The 21,454-nt window shown below is 48.9% G+C and carries 13 protein-coding genes; 7 read left to right on the top strand and 6 right to left on the bottom strand.

Going from position 1 to position 21,454, the window contains the following annotated elements; all coding sequences use genetic code 11:
• Positions 1-26 precede the first annotated feature (26 nt).
• Together mfd and KU855_RS07570 are read right to left on the bottom strand one after the other, a co-directional pair.
• A complete protein-coding gene (gene mfd / locus KU855_RS07575) occupies positions 27-3,485 on the bottom strand; it encodes a transcription-repair coupling factor (protein WP_218529693.1) in 3,459 nt (1,152 codons plus the stop codon).
• 121 nt (positions 3,486-3,606) lie between these two features.
• Positions 3,607-4,185: a hypothetical protein gene (locus tag KU855_RS07570; protein WP_218529692.1), complete on the bottom strand. Its 579-nt coding sequence runs from the start codon at positions 4,183-4,185 to the stop codon at positions 3,607-3,609.
• A 199-nt stretch (positions 4,186-4,384) separates the two neighbouring features.
• On the opposite strand from KU855_RS07570, the gene KU855_RS07565 reads away from it, so the two are divergent.
• From KU855_RS07565 to lolE, 3 genes are read left to right on the top strand one after another with little or no spacing between them, the layout of a single operon-like run.
• On the top strand, positions 4,385-5,605 hold the full coding sequence (locus tag KU855_RS07565) for a lipoprotein-releasing ABC transporter permease subunit (protein WP_218529691.1): 1,221 nt from the start codon (positions 4,385-4,387) through the stop codon (positions 5,603-5,605).
• A 19-nt stretch (positions 5,606-5,624) separates the two neighbouring features.
• The gene (gene lolD, locus KU855_RS07560) at positions 5,625-6,314 is read left to right on the top strand and encodes a lipoprotein-releasing ABC transporter ATP-binding protein LolD (protein ID WP_218529723.1); all 690 of its coding nucleotides are present in this window, start codon (positions 5,625-5,627) and stop codon (positions 6,312-6,314) included.
• Positions 6,311-7,549, top strand: coding sequence for a lipoprotein-releasing ABC transporter permease subunit LolE (lolE, locus tag KU855_RS07555; protein WP_218529690.1), 1,239 nt, complete (start codon positions 6,311-6,313; stop codon positions 7,547-7,549). The genes lolD and lolE overlap by 4 nt, the downstream gene beginning before the upstream one ends.
• A 196-nt stretch (positions 7,550-7,745) precedes the next feature.
• Here the strand turns inward: lolE and KU855_RS07550 are convergent, their stop codons facing one another.
• Positions 7,746-8,261: a DUF2062 domain-containing protein gene (locus KU855_RS07550; protein ID WP_218529689.1), complete on the bottom strand. Its 516-nt coding sequence runs from the start codon at positions 8,259-8,261 to the stop codon at positions 7,746-7,748.
• Positions 8,262-8,290: 29 nt separating this feature from the next.
• Here KU855_RS07550 and KU855_RS07545 point away from each other — a divergent pair, with 29 nt between their 5' ends.
• Genes KU855_RS07545 through KU855_RS07530 form a run of 4 tightly spaced genes read left to right on the top strand, consistent with a single transcriptional unit; the run spans position 8,291 to position 13,635 of the window.
• The gene (locus KU855_RS07545) at positions 8,291-10,612 is read left to right on the top strand and encodes a DNA internalization-related competence protein ComEC/Rec2 (RefSeq protein ID WP_371316329.1); all 2,322 of its coding nucleotides are present in this window, start codon (positions 8,291-8,293) and stop codon (positions 10,610-10,612) included.
• Between the two features lie 32 nt (positions 10,613-10,644).
• Positions 10,645-12,465 carry a lipid A export permease/ATP-binding protein MsbA gene (gene msbA, locus KU855_RS07540; RefSeq protein WP_218529687.1) on the top strand — a complete coding sequence of 607 codons (1,821 nt, stop codon included), beginning with the start codon at positions 10,645-10,647 and terminating at the stop codon, positions 12,463-12,465.
• 2 nt (positions 12,466-12,467) lie between these two features.
• A complete protein-coding gene (lpxK, locus tag KU855_RS07535) occupies positions 12,468-13,469 on the top strand; it encodes a tetraacyldisaccharide 4'-kinase (protein WP_218529686.1) in 1,002 nt (333 codons plus the stop codon).
• Positions 13,459-13,635 (top strand): Trm112 family protein, encoded by a 177-nt coding sequence (locus KU855_RS07530; RefSeq protein ID WP_218529685.1) that lies wholly within the window; start codon positions 13,459-13,461, stop codon positions 13,633-13,635. The genes lpxK and KU855_RS07530 overlap by 11 nt, the downstream gene beginning before the upstream one ends.
• Positions 13,636-13,714: 79 nt before the next feature.
• Here the strand turns inward: KU855_RS07530 and KU855_RS07525 are convergent, their stop codons facing one another.
• Genes KU855_RS07525 through KU855_RS07515 form a run of 3 tightly spaced genes read right to left on the bottom strand, consistent with a single transcriptional unit; the run spans position 13,715 to position 21,093 of the window.
• Positions 13,715-16,762 carry an efflux RND transporter permease subunit gene (locus tag KU855_RS07525; RefSeq protein ID WP_218529684.1) on the bottom strand — a complete coding sequence of 1,016 codons (3,048 nt, stop codon included), beginning with the start codon at positions 16,760-16,762 and terminating at the stop codon, positions 13,715-13,717.
• Complete coding sequence (locus tag KU855_RS07520) at positions 16,759-19,983, bottom strand: efflux RND transporter permease subunit (protein ID WP_218529683.1); 3,225 nt, start codon at positions 19,981-19,983, stop codon at positions 16,759-16,761. Before KU855_RS07520 ends, KU855_RS07525 begins: the two co-directional genes overlap by 4 nt.
• Positions 19,984-19,998: 15 nt before the next feature.
• Entirely contained in the window at positions 19,999-21,093 is a 1,095-nt protein-coding gene (locus KU855_RS07515; RefSeq protein WP_218529682.1) for an efflux RND transporter periplasmic adaptor subunit, read from the bottom strand.
• Positions 21,094-21,454 lie beyond the last annotated feature (361 nt).

Below are 21,454 nucleotides of genomic sequence, written 5' to 3'. Positions count from 1 at the left end.
TTGTTGTTTAGCACTGCGGCTAACTATTATTGTGCCTGAGCGCGATGACGACTTAAATGATCCAACAATTGTCGGACGTTTTGCAGGCGCTCTTTGGCTGTCGGTGCCGGTATGTTGAACTTTAGCTTATTCGGGCCGTCCATTCGATATATTTGTGGCTGGCTCTGTAACAAGCTGATGATAAAGCCGGCATCTATGGTGTGATGCTCGCCAAATTCTATGCTGCCACCATTAGCATGCCACTCCACCTTGTTCAGTCCCATGGTCGTGGCTTGATGCTTATAGAGCGTCAATTCAAATAAATTCTTGGTGGCTTCGGGTAACAGACCAAATCGGTCAATCAGCTCGACTCGTAATTCATCTAGCGCCGCTTCAGTGTTGGCATTGGCAATGCGTTTGTACAAAGATAAGCGCATGTTGACATCGCCAACATAGTCTTCGGGTAAGAGGGCTGGGACCCTCAGTTCAATCTCAGCTTGTTGTGCCAGTAAATTGGCCAGTGATGGCTCTTTACCTTGTTTGAGCGCTTCCACGGCGCCTTCTAACAACTCCATGTACAAGCTAAAGCCGATTTTACCAATATGGCCGCTTTGCTCATCGCCCAGCAGTTCACCGGCGCCACGGATCTCAAGATCTTGGGTGGCGAGCATAAAGCCTGCGCCCAATTCTTCTAAGGCATCAATGGCTTCGAGGCGCTTGCGGGCATCGGTGGTCATGCGCTTGGGGTGGGGTGTCATCAAGTAGGCGTAGGCTTGATGATGAGAACGACCCACTCGACCACGTAATTGGTGTAATTGCGCGAGACCAAAATGATCGGCTCTATCAATAATAATGGTATTGGCACTGGGGACATCGATACCGGTTTCAATAATGGTGGTACACACCAACACATTGAATCTTTGATGGTAAAAGTCACTCATCACCCGCTCAAGTTCACGCTCACGCATTTGGCCATGGGCGGTGACGACTCTAGCCTCTGGCACCAGATCGCGAATATCTTGGGCGCACTTTTCGATGGTCTCGACATTGTTATGTAAGTAGTACACTTGGCCACCACGAAGAATTTCACGCATGATGGCTTCTTTGGTGGTCGCTTTATCATACTCACGCACAAAGGTTTTTACTGCTAGGCGCTTGGCTGGGGCGGTGGCGATAATCGATAAATCGCGCATGCCAGACATGGCCATATTTAAAGTCCGAGGAATGGGGGTTGCGGTTAAGGTCAAAATATCGACATTGGCACGCAGCGCCTTAATTTTTTCTTTTTGACGAACCCCAAAGCGGTGCTCTTCATCGATCACCAGTAGCCCTAAATTGTCGAACTTGGCTTCGGCTTGCAACAGTTTGTGGGTGCCGATCACTATGTCGAGCTTACCTTGGCTTAATTGTTCTAATACCTGTTGTTGTTCTTTGGCGGTTTTAAATCGGCTCATGACCTCAATTTCTACCGGCCAATCGGCGAATCTATCTTTGAAGTTTTCATAATGCTGCTGTGCCAGCAAGGTGGTGGGGACCAGCACGACCACTTGTTTACCGGCATTAACCGCCACAAAGGCGGCGCGCATCGCCACTTCCGTTTTACCAAAGCCCACATCACCACACACCAAGCGGTCCATGGTTTTCGCCTGACACATGTCAGCGAGCACGGCCTCAATGGCGGTCTCTTGATCGACGGTTTCTTCAAAGGGGAATCCATCGCAAAACTGAGCGTACTCTTGCTCATCCAAGCTACAGGCTTGGCCGCCTCGGGCTTCGCGGCGGGCATACACATCGAGCAATTCAGCGGCAACATCACGGATCCGTTCAATGGCTTTGCGTTTTGCTTTGCTCCAAGTTTCATTACCTAAGCGGTTTAAGTGCAGCTTTTCTTGCTCAGTGCTATTAAAGCGGCTAATCAAATGTAGCGAAGACACGGGCACATAGAGTTTGTCTTCATTGGCGTATTCCAGCAGTAAATATTCGGCGCTGATCCCGCCGACATCTAAGGTGACTAGCCCTTGATATAAACCGACACCATGATCTAAATGCACCACGGCTTGACCGACTTTGAGCTCGGCTAAGTTTTTAACCAACATGTCTTGGCTAACTTGCTTTTGCTTATCGCGGCGACGTTGCTGCGAAATGCGCGCGCCAAACAGTTCGGTTTCGCAAATGAGACTAAGGTTGAGATCGGTTAGCTGGCAGCCTTGTGATAAGGGCGAAACAATCAAGCCAATAGGGGCTTGGCTCAGTAAAAATGACTCAAGGTGCGGGAACACGGTGGGCTTGATATGTATCTTGGCGAGGAGTTCTTGTAAGGCTTCGCGGCGTCCTTCGGATTCGGCGCTAAATAACACGCGCCCCTGGGTGTGTTCTAAAAATTGGCCAATGGCTTGCAGAGGCTGTTTAAGCTTGTGGTTGACGCTAACATCGGCCACGGTGGTTGCCTTGGCATTGACAGCTTTTTCATGGTCAGTATTAATGGCAAAACGTGGGTATTGCTTAAATTTGGCAAAAATTTGCTCAGGCAATAAGAACAGTTCTTCGGGTGACAGTAATGGCCGCTGGCTGTCGATATTGCGATCGACAAAGCGGTTATTAATTTCTTGGAGGTAATGACGACAGGCGCCATCAATGTTACCTAAGGTGATGAGCTGTGAATCGGCGGGTAAATAATCAAACAAGGTGGCGGTGTCGTTAAAGAACAGCGGTAAATAGTTCTCGATGCCCGCAGGCATTAAACCACGACTGACCATTTGGTAGACGGATTCAGGCGCCTTGCTGATGACCTCAAAGCGACGACGGTATTGCTGGCGAAACAGCTCCAAGCCTTTGGCATCGGTAGGGAACTCTTTGGCCGGCAGCATGCTTAATTGTGGCAAGGCTTCATTGGAGCGTTGCGTTTCAGGATCGAAATAGCGAATCGATTCGACTTCGTCATCAAATAACTCAATCCGGATAGGTTGGCTGGCACCGCTTGGGAATACGTCTAAAATCGCGCCGCGAATGGCAAACTCACCGTGCTCGTAGACTTGATCTACTAAGTGGTAACCGGTGTCGGTTAAGGTTTGCCGCATATGTTGCAGATGGTAGCTATCGCCAGGTTTAAGCACCATGACGTTGGCTGCCATAAAGTCACAAGGCGGCAACCGCACCATTAAGGTTGTGATGGGCACTATGAGTAAAGTGGCTTCACCATTAATCAGTCGCGATAAGGCGGCTAAGCGCTGGGACACTAGATCTTGATGCGGCGAAAAACTGTCATAAGGCAGGGTTTCGCGGTCAGGAAATAACACCACATTGGCGGCGGGTAACAGATAGTTGAGCTCGGCTTCTAATGACAAGGCCGTCGGCGTATCAGGGGTAATGATAACGCTGGTGCCTCGATGGTCCTTAGCGATATGCGCTAAGGTCAGCGCGCGGGCAACCCCTGACGGGGCATTGAGATAGCGGATGGCCGGCTTGGCTAATGCCGCTGGCGGGGATAACAAAGAAAACTCGCTCATGTGCCTAAATCTGTTACTCGGCTAATCAGATGGCTGTCATTGTAGAGCCTTGATTGTTAAGGTGCCACTATTTATCCATCCCCCGGATGACAGTGAAATGGCCAAGACAGCTGTAACCCCACTAATTTGGTGATTGTTTGAGCTGTTTGCGCCGCAGTTGCAGTTGCTTTTGTTGTAAACGCAGACTCGCTTGCACTAATTGTTCAACGTCTTCATCTAAGATCCGCTCAAAATCGAGCTTGATTTGCCAATGATCCGGCATGTCGGGGATAGCTTGGCAATGCGTGACTTTTGCAATACATAAAATGGCGATAAGCTCTTCTCGGATAGATAGGGTGGTACGGTACAAGCTATCGGGTTGGAGCGGCGAGAGATTGATAACAGTAAAGCCTGAACCACCAAAGTGACTGCCTTGAAAACAATCGCTGTCGTCAATCTCTTGTTCAAGAATATACTGCAAGACTAAATCCACTTTACGGGATTGGATCTTCAAATAATCGATAATCGCCTTAGATTCATGCTCCAACTGTCGCAGTTGCAGCATGCATGAGGCCTCGATGGCCTTGGCTTGACTGATGAGTTGCACGCCTGAAGGTTGCAAGCTTTTTAGCGCATCGTCATCTGGCAGTGGCTGGGTCCACGGCTGTAAATACGCATTAAAGCGGCAGGCGACGCTAAAAAACTGGTTATCTTCGCTCACAGTTTACTCATTTTATTAAGAAATCTTATTGTTATTATCTGTGTAGCTTGGCAAAGTAGGCAAGTTTTTCACGAAAATAGTGATTCTGGCCGCCAAATTGAGCCTTACTGGCTTGATTAGAGGCTAAGTCTTTATTTCTGTATGTGTAACGCCTATTATCTTGGCTGCCTTATTTGCCCATGGATAGCTGCGACCTGTCATGAATTTGCGACTCCCTTGTATGATCGGCTGGCGCTACTGGCGCGCCAAGAAAGCCAATAGCTTCGCCTCGTTTATTACCTTTTTTGCCGTCATGGGAATTTTTCTCGGGGTGGCGGCCTTGATCATCGTCGGCTCAGTGATGAATGGTTTAGAAGGCCAGTTAAAGCATCGTATCTTAGGGGCGGTGCCGCAATTGGTGATTACCGCCGCGCCCGACCATACCTTGCCGACCACATTAGCGGCTGAATTATCCCGGTTGCCCGACGTGATTGCCGTGACGCCATCGGCCTCGACTCAAGCGATGATCCAAGCGGTTGATGGTATCCGTGCCATTCAAGTGTATGGAATTGAACCTCAACAAGCAGCATTGACTGGGGCTGGTGATACGCGGGTGTTATCGACCTTAGCGGCGGGGGATTATCGCATCGTGTTAGGTTCGGTGCTGGCAAACCAACTTGGGGTCAGACCCGGCGAGCAAGTGCGAGTGATCTCTGGAGACGGTGTCGTCTATTCGCCGCTGGGGCCGGTGCCATCACAACGCAAGTTTACCGTGGCTGGGGTGTTTGAGATGGGATCGCAAGTCGATGCCCATGTCGCTTATATCAATTATCAAGATGCGCGGCGTTTGATGCGACTGCCAAGCGAGGGCATCAGTAGCTATCGTATGTACCTTAGCGATCCCTTTGAAGCGGCCCATCTGGTTGGCGGGGTTAAGCAGTTACTCGCCGCTGACAAGATTACTGCCAAGGTTAGCGATTGGCGTCAAGATTATGGGCACCTCTTTGCTGCCGTCAAAATGGAAAAAACCATGATGTCACTCATGCTTAGCTTGGTAGTGGCCGTGGCGGCGTTTAATATTGTCTCGGCCTTGGTGATCATGGTGGTGGACAAAACTGCCGATATCGCCGTCTTAAAAACCCAAGGCTTAAGTCATGTACAAGCCATGGCGGTATTTATTGTTCAAGGGTCACTCAATGCCTTAGTCGGTCTGGTGCTTGGCGTGAGCGGTGGGGTGATACTGACGTTATATCTCAATGATATTATGACGATGTTGGGATTATCTATTTTAGGGCCTGGTACCCAGTTGCCGGTAATTTTATCCATTTGGCAACTGGTGGTTATTATTGTAGGCACCTTGCTTATTACCTTATTTGCCACCTTATATCCTGCGGTGCGAGCCGCCAAGGTTGAGCCGGCTAAGGTATTGCGTCATGAATAAATTAACAAGAGAGAGTGACATGGAACAATGGGTGTTGCAGGTCAATAATGTCAGCAAAGTGTTTGTCGATGGCAGTGTTGAAACTGAAGTCTTAAAGGGCGTGAGTTTGTCTGTGGCGCGTGCGGAGCAATTAGCCATTGTCGGTAGTTCTGGTTCGGGCAAAAGTACCTTATTGCACATCATGGGCAGTCTCGAAACCCCGACCTCGGGAGAGGTGATCATGGCGGGGCAACACTTAAGCCGCCTATCCAGTGCCGAGCAAGCGCGGTTACGAAATCAAGACATGGGCTTTATTTACCAGTTTCATCATTTATTGCCTGAGTTTAGTGCCCTCGAAAATGTGGCCATGCCGGCGCTTATTGCTGGGATGCCGGTAAAACAAGCCCACGCGAAAGCGCGGCAACTGTTAGGCCGAGTTGGGCTTGAGCACCGCTTAAGTCATACTCCGGATAAGCTCTCAGGTGGCGAGCGGCAGCGCGTCGCCATCGCCCGCGCTTTGGTCAATGATCCTAAATTGGTGTTAGCCGATGAACCCACTGGAAACTTAGATGCCAAAAGTGGTGACGCTGTCTATCAGTTAATTCGTGAATTGGCGGCGCAATTAGGCACGGCCTTTGTGGTGGTGACTCATGATCCGCAATTGGCCGCGCGGATGGATAGGCAAGTGCTGATGCAAGATGGGGTATTGGTCAACGGAGCCAACGCATGAAAGCGATGCTGGGACTCACCATTGGTTGGCGTTTTTACCGAGCGCGTCAAGCCAATGGTTTTATAGGCTTTATCTCCATGGCTTCCACTGTGGGTATTGCCCTTGGGGTGGCTGTTTTAATTGTTTTATTGTCGGCCATGAATGGCTTTGAACAGGCGCTAGAAGATAAATTTCTGGCGGTGGTGCCTCAAGCTGAGTTAGTTGGCGCTGAAACCCCCATCGCCAATTGGCGACAGATGATGACTGAGGCCAGTCAGATTTCCGGCATTGCAGCCAGTGCCCCTTTTGTCAGGATTCAAGGCTTGATCCAGAAACAGGGCGGCTTTCAAGGGGTGGATTTGGCTGGCATCGACACTCAATATGAGGCAGAGGTATCGGCGATAAAACACTATATGTCCGCCGCCACCTGGCAGGCGTTATCTGTAGACACCAATCATATCGTTTTAGGTCATAGCTTGTTAGAGCGGCTAGGCCTGAAAGTGGGGGATAGTGTGTCTTTGTATATTCCCAACCAAGACGGTCAGGGCTTGGCCAAAGCCCGTAGTTTACGCTTTGTGGTGGCGGGTAGTTTTAACTTTGGCGGCGAGATTGAACAGAATCTAGGGTATATCCCCATGGCTTATGCTCAGCAGGTCATGAACTTAGGTGACAGTGTGTCAGGGGTGCGCATTCGCACTCATGATGTGTTTGCGGCGCCGGCGCTGATCCGGCAATTGGGCTATCAACAGACACAGTATTTATATTTGAGTGATTGGACTCGGACACAAGGGCATTTATACCAAGATATACAGTTGGTTAGGATGCTGATGTATCTAGTGCTAGCCTTAGTGATTGCCGTCGCCTGCTTTAATATTGTCTCGACTTTAGTGATGGCGGTGCGCGATAAAACCAGTGAAATTGCGATTTTGATGACCATGGGCTGCTATCGCTGGCAAATTATGTCGATATTTATGGTGCAAGGCTTGATGAGCGGAGTGATGGGCACTGTGATTGGTGGGGTTGCCGGCATCATCTTAGCATTAAACTTAAGCGACTTGGCCAGTGGTATCGAGTCGTTATTAGGGATGAAATTACTCGATAGCGATATTTATTTTATCGACAGCTTACCGTCGCAGTTGCAATGGAGCGATGTTAACTTGGTGGTGTGTTTAGCGCTGGTGATGAGCTTTATTGCCACCTTATATCCCGCGTGGCGCGCCAGCAAGGTATTACCTGCCAGCGCCTTAAATGGTTAATCATTGGCTTAGAGCTGGGTTTCGTGATTTAAGCTTAGATTGAGGCACATCGTCGATATCCATAGCCAGTTGCCGCGGCGCATACATAAAATAAAACCCAGCAAGCTTGCGCTTACTGGGTTTTATTTTATGGGTCTCGCTCAGTCTAGGGCTCGCTTCAAGCTCGGGCCACTGCTACTAGCGCTTGGCATAGTGGCTAGGGTAGACGTCGTTTTCTTTGCTGCCATTTAAACATGATGGAGTATTTCCACAAATTAGTAATGGCCAAATAGCCAACCAATGCACTGGCGCAGGCCAAGACGCCACAACCTAATAGAAAGGCCGGACCGAAGGTGTTCAGACTGGAACTTAACCATTGCCAACTGGCCTCAAAGGCAAAGTGTTGCGCGGGTTGACCAAGGAGTTGTGCGCCGAGTAAATAGGCTAAATAAAACATAAACGGCATAGTGATAGGGTTGGTTACCCATACCATGGCGACTGCCACGGGTAAATTAACATGGAACATGATGGCCAGCGCGGCGGCTAAGACCATTTGAAAAGGGATGGGGATCCAAGCCGCAAATAATCCCACCGCAATAGCCCCTGGCGCTGAATGACGATTGAGTGACCATAGGTTTGGCTTTTGTAACTTATCTCCAAACATCTTTAAGTGTTTATGATCTTTCAATGTTTGCGGATTTGGCATCCATTTAGCGATGAATTTTTTTGGCATGAGTTACGGCTACTGTCTTTACTTAAGCGGTGATTAATTCAGTTTTAGCCGGATTTTGCATCGGCGTCCTGTCCAATATCTTCTGGCCTACACTGCCGAGTGTTGAGGTGGTACTCGGCTGTTTACTGTTGGCAGGCCTATGCAGTTGGCGCGGTTTGGGTTTGGTGACCGGCGTATTGCTGGCCATATGTTACTTTAGTGTTTACATGAACGCCATGTTTGCGCTGAATAACTCGACGCAGTTGCGTGTCATGACGCCAACAGTAGACAAGTATAGTCCAATTACCCATCGACTGTCTGTGGTCGAAGATGTTGAAATAAAACGGGTTTCTGTATTATCTAATGGCACGCTTAAACTCGATGCCACGCTTGAGCGGGCCGGGTGGTTACCTGCACAAAGCTTGCGACTGTACTGGCGCGACGCACCAGCTGCGGTGCGTGCCGGTCAACATTGGCGCGTAAACGTGAAATTAACCCCGTTAACCTCGGTGCAGAATCAAGGGGGATTTAATCGGCAACGTCACTGGCTGAGTCAGCATATTATTGCCAAAGGCAATGTTCAGTCTGGTCAACGCTTGGGAGACGCGAACTCGATTCGAGATGCCATATTAGCGCGCCTTAAGCCCGCGATTGCTGTGCAAAGTCACCATGGCTTGCTTGCGGCCTTAATGCTGGGGCAACAACAAGACATCAGCGCCAGTCAATGGCAACAATTGCGCCACACGGGGATGGCGCATTTGGTGGCGATCTCCGGCTTGCATCTTGGGGTCGTGGCTTTTTGGAGCGCTTGGCTACTGCTGGCGCTGGGTAAACGTTGCTATGCCAACGAGCAAGGTTGGCCGCAGCGTGTCGCCTTGGTGCTGGCCATGTTGGTGACCTTGGCATATGCCTGGTTAAGCGGCATGGGGCTGCCGGCACAACGTGCCTTGGTCATGCTGGTGATCTTTGTCATTCTGTCATTGTTGCAGCGTTACTCGAGCCCTTGGGAGCGTTGGCTTTACGCCTTATTTGTGGTGCTATTGATTGATCCCTTAGCCAGCTTAAGCGCGGGCTTGTGGTTATCCTTTGTGGCCGTGGCGGCCATCTTGATGACGGTAGCGCAATTACCTGCGATTAAGCCTAATGTGAGCCGCAGCCAACGGTTAATCGCTATGGTACAGGGATTTTGGGCGGTGCAATGGCGTTTAACCTTAGTATTGTCTGGGTTGCAGTTATTTTTATTTGATGGCATCAGTGTATCGAGCATTGTGATGAACGCCTTGATGGTGCCATGGTTTTCTTTGGTGGTGATCCCGCTGGGATTATTAGCGTTAGTGAGCCTGTTAGTGCAATGGCCATTGACTAGCCCTTGGTTGGGCTTGCTGGAGTTAACCAATGTCAGCTTGCAACCTTTTGTGGGCTTGTTGCAAACCAGCGACCTCTACAGCGGCTGGTGGCCAGTGCCTTTGGCTTGGCAGTTACCACTGCTGTTGGCCATGTTGGCCCTGTTGTTAGCCTATCTCGGGCGCGGGTTCTGGCGGGCAGCTACTGTGGTGTTATTGCTACCTATATTAGCGCTGGTGCCATCCTCTTCGCCTTTATGGCGCGTAGAAGTGTTAGATGTGGGGCAAGGCACGGCAGTAGCTATCGTCAATCATCCGCGGGTGATGATTTACGATAGCGGCGCCGCTTTTGGCGACTTTAGTTATGCCGAGACTGAAATCATCCCTTGGTTGCAAGCTCAAGGGTTATCGCTGGAGTTGCTGGTGATCAGTCATAAAGATAATGATCATGCTGGCGGCGCGAAAGCATTGATGAAGGCGTACCCTCAGGCACAATTAGTGACTAACTTAGCGTGGCCACAGGCGCAGCCCTGTCATCAAGCCAGTGGTCGCTGGCATGGGGTTAGCTTGGAATATCTATGGCCGCCGCAAGCGATGACGGGCAATAATGGTTCGTGTGTGTTGCGCCTGTCTATCGGTAAGGTGCGGGTACTGCTTAGCGGTGATATTGAAGCGCAAGCCGAGCAATCCTTAGTGGCTGCCTATGGTCAGGATGCCCTTAGGGCGGATGTGCTGGTGGTGCCTCATCATGGCAGTTTAACTTCATCGTCGGCTGATTTTATTGCGGCGGTTGAGCCAAAATGGGTGGTGTACACTGCCGGGTTTAATAATGTGTATGGCTTCCCCAAGCCTGAGGTATTTGCGCGTTATCAAGCCATCGGCAGCGCGCAGTACATCAGTGGAGAGCAAGGGCAACTGAGCATTAGCCTTGATGACAATCAAATAGCGGTGCGTGGATTTCGCCAACATAGCTCACCATTTTGGTATAACGCTGTGTTTGGATTTGGTGACAGCCAAGATGTGCAGTAGAATGCCTGCTTTGCCATTAATATTGTGACTTCATGACTGACGCGGAAAAGAACGAAGTAAGTACTGTATTTAGACGCCTGCTTGGCTATCTTAAGCCGATGAAAGGAATGTTCCTTCTGTCTATTTGCGGTTTGATCACCTATGGCTTAGTCGACGCGACTTTTATTGCCTTTATAAAACCATTTATTGATGAAGGTTTTGGTCAACACGCTGCCAGTGCAGTGCCCAGTGGCTTAAGCTCCAGCATCGACTTTAGTCAGGATGTTGGTTTTAATGCCAGCAATAAGATCATGACCTATGCCCCCTTGGTGGTCATTGGCTTATTTACCTTACGAGGCATGGCCAACTTTGTTTCGACGTATGGCATTTCGTATATGAGTGCTCAGTTGATCATGAGCATGCGCCAGCAAGTCTTTGAGCATTATTTACGCTTACCTGTGAGTTATATCGACCGCGAAAACTCAGGCAATCTGATTTCTCGCGTGACCTTTGATACCGAACAAATTGCCAGAGCCTCCGGCAGCGCCTTAATCTCAATTGTCCGTGACAGCGTCACCGTCATTGGTATGGTCTGCTTGATGTTTTATTACTCGTGGAAATTGTCCTTGTGTATCTTGGTGATCGGCCCGTTAATGGGGTTAGTGATGACCATTGTCAGTCGCCGTTTTCGCAAAGTGTCACGTCATATTCAATCGGCGATGGGGGATGTCACCGCCACGACGGAGCAAATGGTGAAAGGCCATAAAAATGTGTTGTCGTTTGGCGGCCAAGAAACCGAAGCCAACCGCTTTGCACATATCAACAATCGTAATCGCCAGCAAAATATGAAGCTCGCGGTGGCGCAAGCTATCAGTCAACCCACTATCATGGTGATCGGCTCCTTTGCTTTAGCCTTTGTATTGTATGCTGCGAGCCTTGATAGTATGCAGTCTGAATTGACCGCAGGAACGTTTGCTACGATTTTGGGCGCCATGTTAGCCATGTTGCAACCTATTAAAAACCTGACGCGAGTGAATGCCGAATTTCAGCGAGGCATTGCCGCTTGTACCACAGTATTTGAATTATTAGATACTGAGCCTGAAGCGGATCCTGGCACTTATACCGTGACGCGTGCTAAAGGCGCCTTACAATTTAAAGAGGTCGCCTTCCGTTATCCTGAGCAAGAGAAACTGGCGCTTAATGGGATCGAGTTTTCGGTGCAACCGGGGCAAACCCTAGCCTTGGTGGGCCGCTCAGGTTCAGGTAAGTCGACTATTGCGAGTTTGATCACCCGTTTTTATACCGGCTTAGAGCAGGGGGATATCTTGCTCGATGATGTCAGTATTTATGATTACAGCCTGAAATCGCTGCGCGATCAAGTGGCGCTGGTTTCCCAACAAGTCACCTTATTCAACGATACGATAGCCAATAACATTGCTTATGCCTATCCAGGTCAAGTCAGTCGTGAGCAAATTATCGAAGCGGCCACCTTGGCCCATGCGATGGAGTTTATTGAGCTGTTACCTGAAGGCTTAGATACCCAAGTGGGCGAAAACGGGGTGTTATTATCCGGTGGTCAACGTCAACGTATTGCCATTGCTCGTGCCATGTTACGTAACGCGCCGGTGTTGATCTTGGATGAAGCGACTTCAGCGCTTGATACCGAATCAGAAAAAGCCATTCAATTGGGCTTAGATAATCTGCGCCATAACCGCACCTCGGTTGTGATTGCTCACCGGTTATCGACCATTGAAAGCGCCGACCAAATCTTAGTGATCGATCAAGGCAAAATTGTCGAACGAGGCACTCATCAGAGCCTGTTGGAGCATCAAGGTATTTATGCCAATTTGTATCAAATGCAATTTGGTAACTAAGTATGCAGCATTGGGTTCATCAAATTTGGTATGGTAATCACTGGGCTAAGTACCTGTTATTGCCATTCTCTTTGCTGTTTGCCGTGATAACCTCGCTGCGACGCCGTTTGTTTAGTTTAGGGCTTAAAGCCCAGACGTCATTGCCCGTGCCTGTGATTGTCGTTGGCAATATTACTGCAGGTGGCAGTGGTAAAACCCCCACGGTGTTGTATTTAATTGAGTTATTACGCGCTGAAGGTTATCGACCTGGGGTGATTTCTCGTGGTTATGGGGTCAGCATTACGGCTCCGCGCTGGGTCAGCCCGACTGACAGCGCCAGTGACGTGGGTGATGAGCCGGCGATGTTGGTGCGTCGTAGTCAGGTGCCCATGGTGGTGGCCCCCGACAGAATCGCCGCCGCCGAGTTGTTATTGGCCAAGGCCGATGTCGATGTGATTATTTGTGACGATGGCCTACAACATTATCGCTTAGCACGAGATATTGAAATTATTGTGGTCGATGGTGATCGCCGCGTAGGCAATGGCTATTTACTGCCCGCCGGTCCCTTGCGTGAGGGCCCGTGGCGGCTTAATACCACAGAGTTTGTGATTGCCAATGGCACGGCGGCCGCAGGTGAGTATCCAATGATGCTCATTAATGCGGGACTATTCCATTTAGATGGTCAGCGCTCGGCTCACTTAGATGATCCCGCGGTGGTCGCCATGGCGGCGATTGGTAATCCTGAACGCTTTTTTGCAAGCCTAGTGCAGCAGGGCTATCAATTAGTCCGCCAACGGGCGTTCAGTGATCATGCCCCTTTTAATGAAACTGAACTGATCAGCTTAAGCGCGGGTTTACCATTGCTAATGACTGAAAAAGATGCGGTTAAATGTCGCGATTTTGCACAACCTCACTGGCGTTATTTGGCCGTCAATGCCAAGCTAACGCCCGAATTTGATTCCCGTTTGCTAAGTCGGTTAGCGGATGTGGTGGCAACTAAGAAAGGAAACTCTCATGGCGTTTGATAAGAAATTACTGGATATCGTCGCGTGTCCTGTGTGTAAGGGCAAGTTGGAATATAACAAAGAGCAAGATAGCTTAATCTGTCATGCTGATCGTTTAGTGTATCCCATCACCGAAGGTATTCCGGTGCTATTAGCAGATAGAGCCGAGCCATTACCCGCCGAGTGATGCCGTTACGTCACAGCCATAAAAAAACCATGATTGTTCATGGTTTTTTATGGTTAATCGCCCGTCGAGTGGGCTGGCACTAGCTTTGTTTGATCCAAGGTGTCGCTTTTACCGCCCATTTCTGACTTTGGCCTAAGGCTATGGCAGAGCGATGGCGCAATCTAAACAAGGCCTGATAACACAAGGGCACCAAGTATAAACTGGTGACGGTTGAAAACAGCAAGCCACCAATGATGGCGATTGCCATGGGGGCGTAAGGTGGGCCACCCCCCCCAATTTGAGTGTCTTCTAATGCCAGCGGCACTAAGCCTAACACCGTGGTTGATACTGTCATTAACACCGGACGTAAGCGAGTCATACAAATGGTGGTGATGGCTTGCGATAACGCTTCCAGCTCAGGTCGTTGTTGATTGATTTGATCAACCAGCACTATGCCGTTATTGACGACGACACCCATCAAAATCAAGATCCCTATCATGGCCATCACCGACATCGGCGTCCCCGTGAGTAATAATGCCCAAAACACGCCGGTAATCGAAAATAGAATCGATGTAATAATCGCGCTTGGTAATAACAGTGACTCAAATAGGGCGGCCATCACAATATAAATCATCGCGATGGCTAAGATCATGTTAACCACCATGATCCCTTGCTCTTCATTTTGACGCTCAAAGCCGCCGCGTAAAGAATAGCCGTAGCCATCGGGAAATGGCACGTTATCTAATAACGCCGTGAGTTGTTCACCTGCGTCCTCCATGGTGATGTCATTGAGGTTGGCGCCGATGGATAAGGCTGTTTTACGATCATAATGGCGAATCGTATCAAAGCGCGGCACGATAGCGATATCGGCCACATCGCCCAGACTGAAGGTGCGGTTCTGTTGTCGGACTAACGGTAATGAACGCAGTGCATCTAACGATTGTTGCCACTGTTTGTCATAGGCCAGTTCAATTCTTATCTCGCCATTAGGATCATGGCGATAAGAGCGCAGCTGGCTTCCCCTAAGCGCGGTGGCCACTAAACTCGCCAACTGAGACACCGGGATATTTAAGCGGCTTGCCATTTCATTAGACAGTTGGATAAGCACTTCTTGCTGACTGCCATTCACTTCTGAGCGCACATCGCTTAAGCCATCAATATTGCGGATCAGAGGGAGTAATTGTTCCGATAAGCGAATGAGCTCGGTTGTGGAGCGGCCGGTTAAGGTGATGCGCAAGCCGTTTTGATCATTGCCCCAACCAAACTGCGGAGTGGCGATGGCAAAATGGGGAAACCCTTGACGAATCTGCTCTTTAAGTTCGGCCATAGGGATCGGGATATCGGGTTTGAGGATCAATGTCGATTGGCCATCATCCGCTGAATAATAGCTATAGACTGACTCGATAAAAAAGGCCTCTTGATGTTGATAGAGATAGGCTTCCATCTTGTCTATCATGGCTTGAGTCACATGTAAGTTATGACGGCCTTCCACCTGATAGTTGATGTATAAACGGCCATTACTTTCACCATCAGATTGGTCTTGTTGCACTAACGACAAGGGCAATGCGGTTGAGGCTAACAAGAGCACTGCCACCACAGCGCCAATCTTCGGGTGCGCTAATAGCCAGCTGAGGCTGCGCTGATACTGGTGAGTTAATTTGGGGGTGGTTTGTATCGCCTTCGGCGCAAACTTAAGGGTAGTCAGTAGCAAGGGCAGCAGGGTTTTAGCAACTAACAAGGACACTAATAACGAAATACAAATAGCGATGGCGACATGTTCAAGGAAGATGGTTAGCTGTACCTTGACCCCAAAAATATTGGGCAAAAACACGATAGCGGTGGTTAAGGTGCCGGCGAGAATTGCGAGGCTGACTTTATCGACCCCATCGAAGACTGCTTGGCGATTGCTTGGGTCATGTTCCTGCTCTTGCAGCACCGACTCACTGACGACCACTGCATTATCAATTAACATACCGATGGCCAAGAGTAAGCCCATCATGGATAAAATGTTTAAGCTGTAACCAAGGACATACATGGCTGCCAGCGTCATGGAAATCGATACCGGCACGGAAATTACCACCACTAAGGTGAGGCGAAAATCGCGCAAAAATAGATATAACACCCCAAAAGATAACAGTGCCCCGATGCCGCCGGCCATCAGCAGATCTTGCAGCGATGATTTCACACCATCGGCTTGATCCTCCATGATGTATAAGCGTACCCCAGCAAATTGAGGATCTTGTTTGACTTGCTCAATGACATTGATCACCCGTTCAGACACGGCGACTAAGTTTGAGCCAGAGTCTTTAAATACATCCACACCGACGGCAAAGCGTCTATCGAGATGACGCCCTTCAATTTGCTCTGGCAGGGCATAGCGCACGCTGGCAATATCTTTGAGCAATAATTTGTCGGTTAGCGCGATATTTTCGATGGCGCTGATGGAAGTAAACTCCCCCTTGGGTGAGACCTGAAATACCCGTCCTTGCTGGCGTAAACTGCCACCATTGATGACGAAATTTTCGGCGGCTAAGCGCGATTGCAAGGCGCCGGCTGAGATCCCCGCTCGGGTTAAGCCCAGCGCATCGACACGAATTTCGATTTGTTTCTGTTCAACCCCATAGAGGGTGACTTGCGATACCCCATCTAAACGCTCTAAGGGTTTACGCAGCTGCTTATCTAACAAATCAAACGCATTGGATAAATCCCCCTCACTGGCGATACGAATGGTGAGGATGGGCATATCTGAGGTCGAAAATTGACGAATAAATACTCGCTCAACATCTGTGGGTAACAAATGGCGAACGGCATCCACTTTTTCTCGTGCTTCTAATGCCTTATTGGCAACATTTTCTCCCCATTTCATGCTGAGTTGGATATTGGCCCCATTTTGACTGGAGTCAGACTTCATGTCGGTAATACCGCTCATGGTGGCTAATGATTCTTCCAGCACTTGGGTAATTTCTCGTTCCACTTCCGCAGGACTTGAGCCTTTATAAGGCACTTGAATAAAGACCCGTGGAATATCAATCCCCGGAAACAGCTCCAATGGCAATAACCGACTGGCCACTAATCCAAACAATATGATCGATAAGAAAAACATACTGGTGGTGACAGGGCGTTTAATGGCTAAGCGAGTGAGGTTCATGCGTGCTCCTCAACATTCTGATAGTGCTTGATATCAAACAACTGATAGAGCACTGGGATGACCACTAAGGTCAGCAAGGTGGAAAACAACAAGCCACTGATCACAGTGATCGCCATGGGGGCGCGGACCTCACTGCCTTCACCAAACCCAAGTGCCATAGGTAATAAGCCTAATGAGGTGGTTAATGTTGTCATTAGAATGGGGCGTAAACGAGAATGGGCGGCTAATTCAATTGCCGCTATTTTTCGCTCGCCTGCTTGCCTTAGCTGGTTAATCTTATCGATTAACACAATGGCGTTATTGACGACTATCCCTGTCAGCATAATAAATCCGATAAACACCACCACGCTTAAATGGGTGCCACTGATAAATAGGCCTAACACACTGCCGGCGATGGCAAGGGGAATGGCAAACAGGATCAACAAGGGGTGCAACAGTGATTCAAACTGCGACGCCATGACTAAATACACTAAGCAAATCGCAAGAGCGATGGCAATTTTTAACGACAAGAAAGATTGCTGCATTTCTTCATTTTGGCCACCAAAACGGATTTGTAGTGAGCTGGGGACATTCGCTTGGCTGAGCAAGCTTCCGGCTTCTTGCACGGCTTCACCTAAATCGCCGTAAGCGAGATTGGCAGTGATCATTGCGACTCTTTGTTGATTAATGCGATTAATGGCCGATGGTCCAGTCGCTAAACTGACTTCTGCGACCGCACTTAACGGCAAAGATTGCGCACTATCAGGGTTAATGATCATTTGCTCAATATCGCTGATATTGTCACGTTGTTCGAGTTCAGAGCGGATCAAAATATCCACTTTTCTATCGTTGACCGTCAGCTGACTTGCGACTCGGCCGCCAATACGACTAGCAATGGTTTCAGCGACTTGTGGTGCTGTCATGCCCAATTGCGCCAATCTGGCATGATCAAAGCGAATACTGAGCTCGGGTTGGCCATCTTTGAGGCTTGAGGACAAGTCGGTAAATCGAGCGGAACTGGCCAAGCGGTTAACTAACTGCGCGCTCGTGTGCTTTAACTGGTTAAGATCATAGCCAATCAGCTCGATTTGTAAGGGCGAGTCAAAGCTAAATAACTCCGGAGGTTGAATTTGCACTTCAAGCTCAGGGATCATTGAGGCCTGCTGCCGCAAAATGGCACTAATGGCGTCGTAGCTTGCGGCATCCTTGAGGCTGATTTGTAATCGCCCCCAATTTTCGCCACCGCGACGAGTATCTGAGGTCATTAAGCCGCCGGTACCGGCTTGCGAAAATACATGACTGACGCTGGGTTGATCGCTGACCGATTGCCCAAGCTGGTTTAAGACCTTGTCGGTTTGCTGCACATCATAGCCAGGCGGTAAGAGCGTATCGACATACACTAGGCCTTGATTCATCGGCGGAATAAGTTCAATCCCAAGGCGAGGGAACAATAATAATGCCGACAAAGGCACACATAATGCCACAAACAAGGTGAGGATACTTTGGCGCAATGCCATGGATAATAGACCATGGTATAGGCGTTCTAAGCCGGCATAGACATAGTTAAACCCTGCGGCCAGTGGGCGCATGATTAAACCGACAGTCCAAGACACTATCCTTGTGATCGTGAGTACGAGTGTTAATAGAAAATGCGGTAACCAACGAAACAAGATATTGATAGGCAGCATAAATAATGTCGCACTATAGTGGGTTAACTTGGCCAGTTTCCCCTCAGGTGTTGGCTTGGCTTCACTGCTTACGAGTGCTGGCAGGGCACTAAAGCCTTCTCTGGAGGCGAGCATAGGTATCGCCGTGAGTGCCACCATCAAGGAGGCGAGCAGGGCAAACGTGACCGTGGTTGCTTGATCTGAAAATAAACTGCCGGCAATGCCATCGACAAAAATCAATGGCACAAAGACCGCAAGGGTGGTGAGGGTGGAGGCCACAATCGCACCGCTCACTTCTTGGGTTCCTTGGATAGCGGCCTCAATTCGGCTCAGGCCTAACTGGCGATTTCTATCGATATTCTCAAGCACCACAATCGCATTATCGACCAAGAGTCCCACCGCTAAGGCAATCCCACCAAGGGACATAATATTGAGGCTGATGTGGGAGAAGTACATCATATTAAAGGTGGCAATCACTGAAAATGGGATCGACACTGAAATAATTAATGTCGCTAGAATATCTCGTAAAAAGAGATAGATAACCAACATGGCCAGCAAACTGCCGATAAAAGCGGCGCTGGTGACTTCACTGACGGCACTTTCAATAAATTGCGATTGGTCATAAATCAGGGTCAAGGGTTTATTGGGCTGATCCCATTGGCTGGTTAAGGCCTTAATGCGCTGCGCGACCTCGACGGTATTGGCATCGCCTTCTTTGTAGATTGCCAGTTCAATCGATTCTTTATCGGCAATTCGAGTGATATCTGAGCGTTCCTTATGGGCATCCATGACCTCAGCCACATCCCCTAAGCGAATGAGCCGTTGTTGATCCCGATAAACAATCACATTGGCAAGCTGTTCGATATCGGCGAATTGATTGAGGGTTCGTACCAAATATTCTTTATCACCTTGAGTGACCTTTCCTGCAGACAAGTTAATGTTTTCGCTGCGAATTCTTTCACGGAGTTGTTCGGCGGTTAGGTTGAGTTGTGCCAGTTTTTGTTGATCTAATAAAATGTGGACTTCTTGCTCTAACCCCCCAGATAAGCGCACCGCAGCAACACCATTAATGGCTTCGAGTTGGCGCTTGAGATCTTCTTGGGCATAAGTGCGTAATGCTTTTAATTCAGCTTCAGTTTGACCTTGGGCCGATAAGGCAAGCCGAATGATGGGGTCTAGATTGGGATTAAAACGTAACAACAAAGGCTTATTGATATCCAGCGGTAAGCTAATACTGTCGAGTTTTTCACGGACATCTAAGCTGGCAATGTCCATATTGGTGCCCCATTCAAACTCCAAGATGACATCTGACATGCCGGAGCGAGAAATTGAACGGACTTGTTTGAGGTTTTTGACAATACCCACCGACTCCTCAATGGGTTTAGAGATTAATTGTTCCACTTCAACCGGAGCGGCGCCATCATATAAGGTCCGAATGGTCAGGGTGGGGTAGCTCAAATCCGGCAGTAATTGAATGGTGAGTCGGGTTAGGCTGACCATACCAAATAACATGATAGCCAACATCAGCATCCATACCGCCACCGGCCGTTTGACCGCGGTGCGAATCATAGACATAGGTAACTCCCTAATTTATTGACTAACTTGACTGGCAACGGGCAGTTGTGCGGTAGCTTCGACCAATGAGCTTGGGATCAGCAGTTCAACCAAGGCTTGATCTTTGAGGTTATGTTGACCTCGGCTGACTACGATTTCCCCAGGAGCGAGTCCATCAAGTACCTCAACCGTATTCCCTTGGCGGTAACCTAATATGACAGGGCGGCGTTGGGCCTTATTATCTTTAATCACATAAATAGCTTGCTGCTGATCTTGTTGGATCACCACATTGAAGGGCACCAGTACCGAATTACGGCGGGTATCAAATTTAATGGCGACTTTAGTAAACATACCGCTCTTGAGTTGCCCCTCGGGATTACGCACCCTTAAGGTGACTTTAAAGGTGCCATTGTTGCTATCTATGACAGGGCTAATTCGCAGGACATCGGCAGGGATTTCAGTGGTGGGGTTATGGCTGGCAAATAACATGGCTTGCTGCCCCAACTGTAACTGACTGAGTTGTTGCTCGGGTAAGTAAACAATGCCATGGAGCTCATCTTGACTGACAATATGAAATAAAGGGTCAAACTCACGCACCATATTGCCTTGTTTGACATGACGCGTCGCAATCACGCCATCAATCGGCGAGCGAATTTGGCTCTCTTTTACTTGCAATTCGGCTAAATCACGGCGGGCCACTGAGGCTTGCAGGTTATATTCGAGTTTAGCTAAGCTGTCGGCACTGATGTATTCTTGGTTATTCATTTTTTTTAGGCGCTGCAACTCTTGCTCAATAATCCGCACCTCGGCATTGGTGCGGTCTAATTCATATTGCTGACGTTTTGCATCGATGGATGCTAACAGTTGACCTTGCTTCACTGGCATGCCTTCTTCGACATTAATGCTGGCGATTAATCCGGCAACACGGGTCATGACCGTCGCTTCTTGCGGGGCTTCTAAGGTCGCGGTGGTGTTGTAGAAAGAGGAAATATCGCCATGGCTGGCGGTCACGGTTTCAACGGGAATGGCATATTCTGCTTTTTCTTCTTGTTGTTGTTCTTCGCTACAAGCGCTGAGACCCAGTAAGCAGGCGAAAAGCGTGGCATGTCGTACAATTCGGTAAAGGTCCATGGTGATGTCCATTTGTTAACAATTTATCCATAATTAGCAAGTTGTGTGCCAATGATTTATGTCTTTTGATATCAGTGGCTTACGGTTTTTACGTTTAAGGGTAATGATATGAGAATGGCATAATGTGGTGAAAATGTTAACTTGGTTGTGGGTTTGACCACTCGGGGATAACTCGTCAAGGTGGACGTGATGTGGAGGGGGATTGCGTAACGCGCTAATAAAAAAAGCGCCCTAGGGTAATGCCGTTCACTTAGTGTGAACGGCATTTTTCTTAGACTTAATGGGATACTTGTTTTTACTCATTTTTAACGCACGTGGATAGGCCCTATCCCGTTTCCCATCAAGCTTGAACTGTCTCGCA

It is taken from the genome of Shewanella sp. NIFS-20-20 (genome assembly GCF_019209865.1).
GTDB lineage: Bacteria > Pseudomonadota > Gammaproteobacteria > Enterobacterales > Shewanellaceae > Shewanella.
The sequence above is the reverse complement of the archived record's forward strand: the minus strand, read 5'-3'. Positions and strand labels throughout refer to the sequence as shown.

Coding starts and splice junctions, on each gene's coding strand:
- mfd (WP_218529693.1), bottom strand. CDS start 3,485: ATGAGCGAGTTTTCTTTGTTATCCCCGCCAGCGGCATTAGCCAAGCCG.
- KU855_RS07565 (WP_218529691.1), top strand. CDS start 4,385: ATGAATTTGCGACTCCCTTGTATGATCGGCTGGCGCTACTGGCGCGCC.
- lolD (WP_218529723.1), top strand. CDS start 5,625: ATGGAACAATGGGTGTTGCAGGTCAATAATGTCAGCAAAGTGTTTGTC.
- lolE (WP_218529690.1), top strand. CDS start 6,311: ATGAAAGCGATGCTGGGACTCACCATTGGTTGGCGTTTTTACCGAGCG.
- KU855_RS07550 (WP_218529689.1), bottom strand. CDS start 8,261: ATGCCAAAAAAATTCATCGCTAAATGGATGCCAAATCCGCAAACATTG.
- msbA (WP_218529687.1), top strand. CDS start 10,645: ATGACTGACGCGGAAAAGAACGAAGTAAGTACTGTATTTAGACGCCTG.
- lpxK (WP_218529686.1), top strand. CDS start 12,468: ATGCAGCATTGGGTTCATCAAATTTGGTATGGTAATCACTGGGCTAAG.
- KU855_RS07530 (WP_218529685.1), top strand. CDS start 13,459: ATGGCGTTTGATAAGAAATTACTGGATATCGTCGCGTGTCCTGTGTGT.
- KU855_RS07525 (WP_218529684.1), bottom strand. CDS start 16,762: ATGAACCTCACTCGCTTAGCCATTAAACGCCCTGTCACCACCAGTATG.
- KU855_RS07520 (WP_218529683.1), bottom strand. CDS start 19,983: ATGTCTATGATTCGCACCGCGGTCAAACGGCCGGTGGCGGTATGGATG.
- KU855_RS07515 (WP_218529682.1), bottom strand. CDS start 21,093: ATGGACCTTTACCGAATTGTACGACATGCCACGCTTTTCGCCTGCTTA.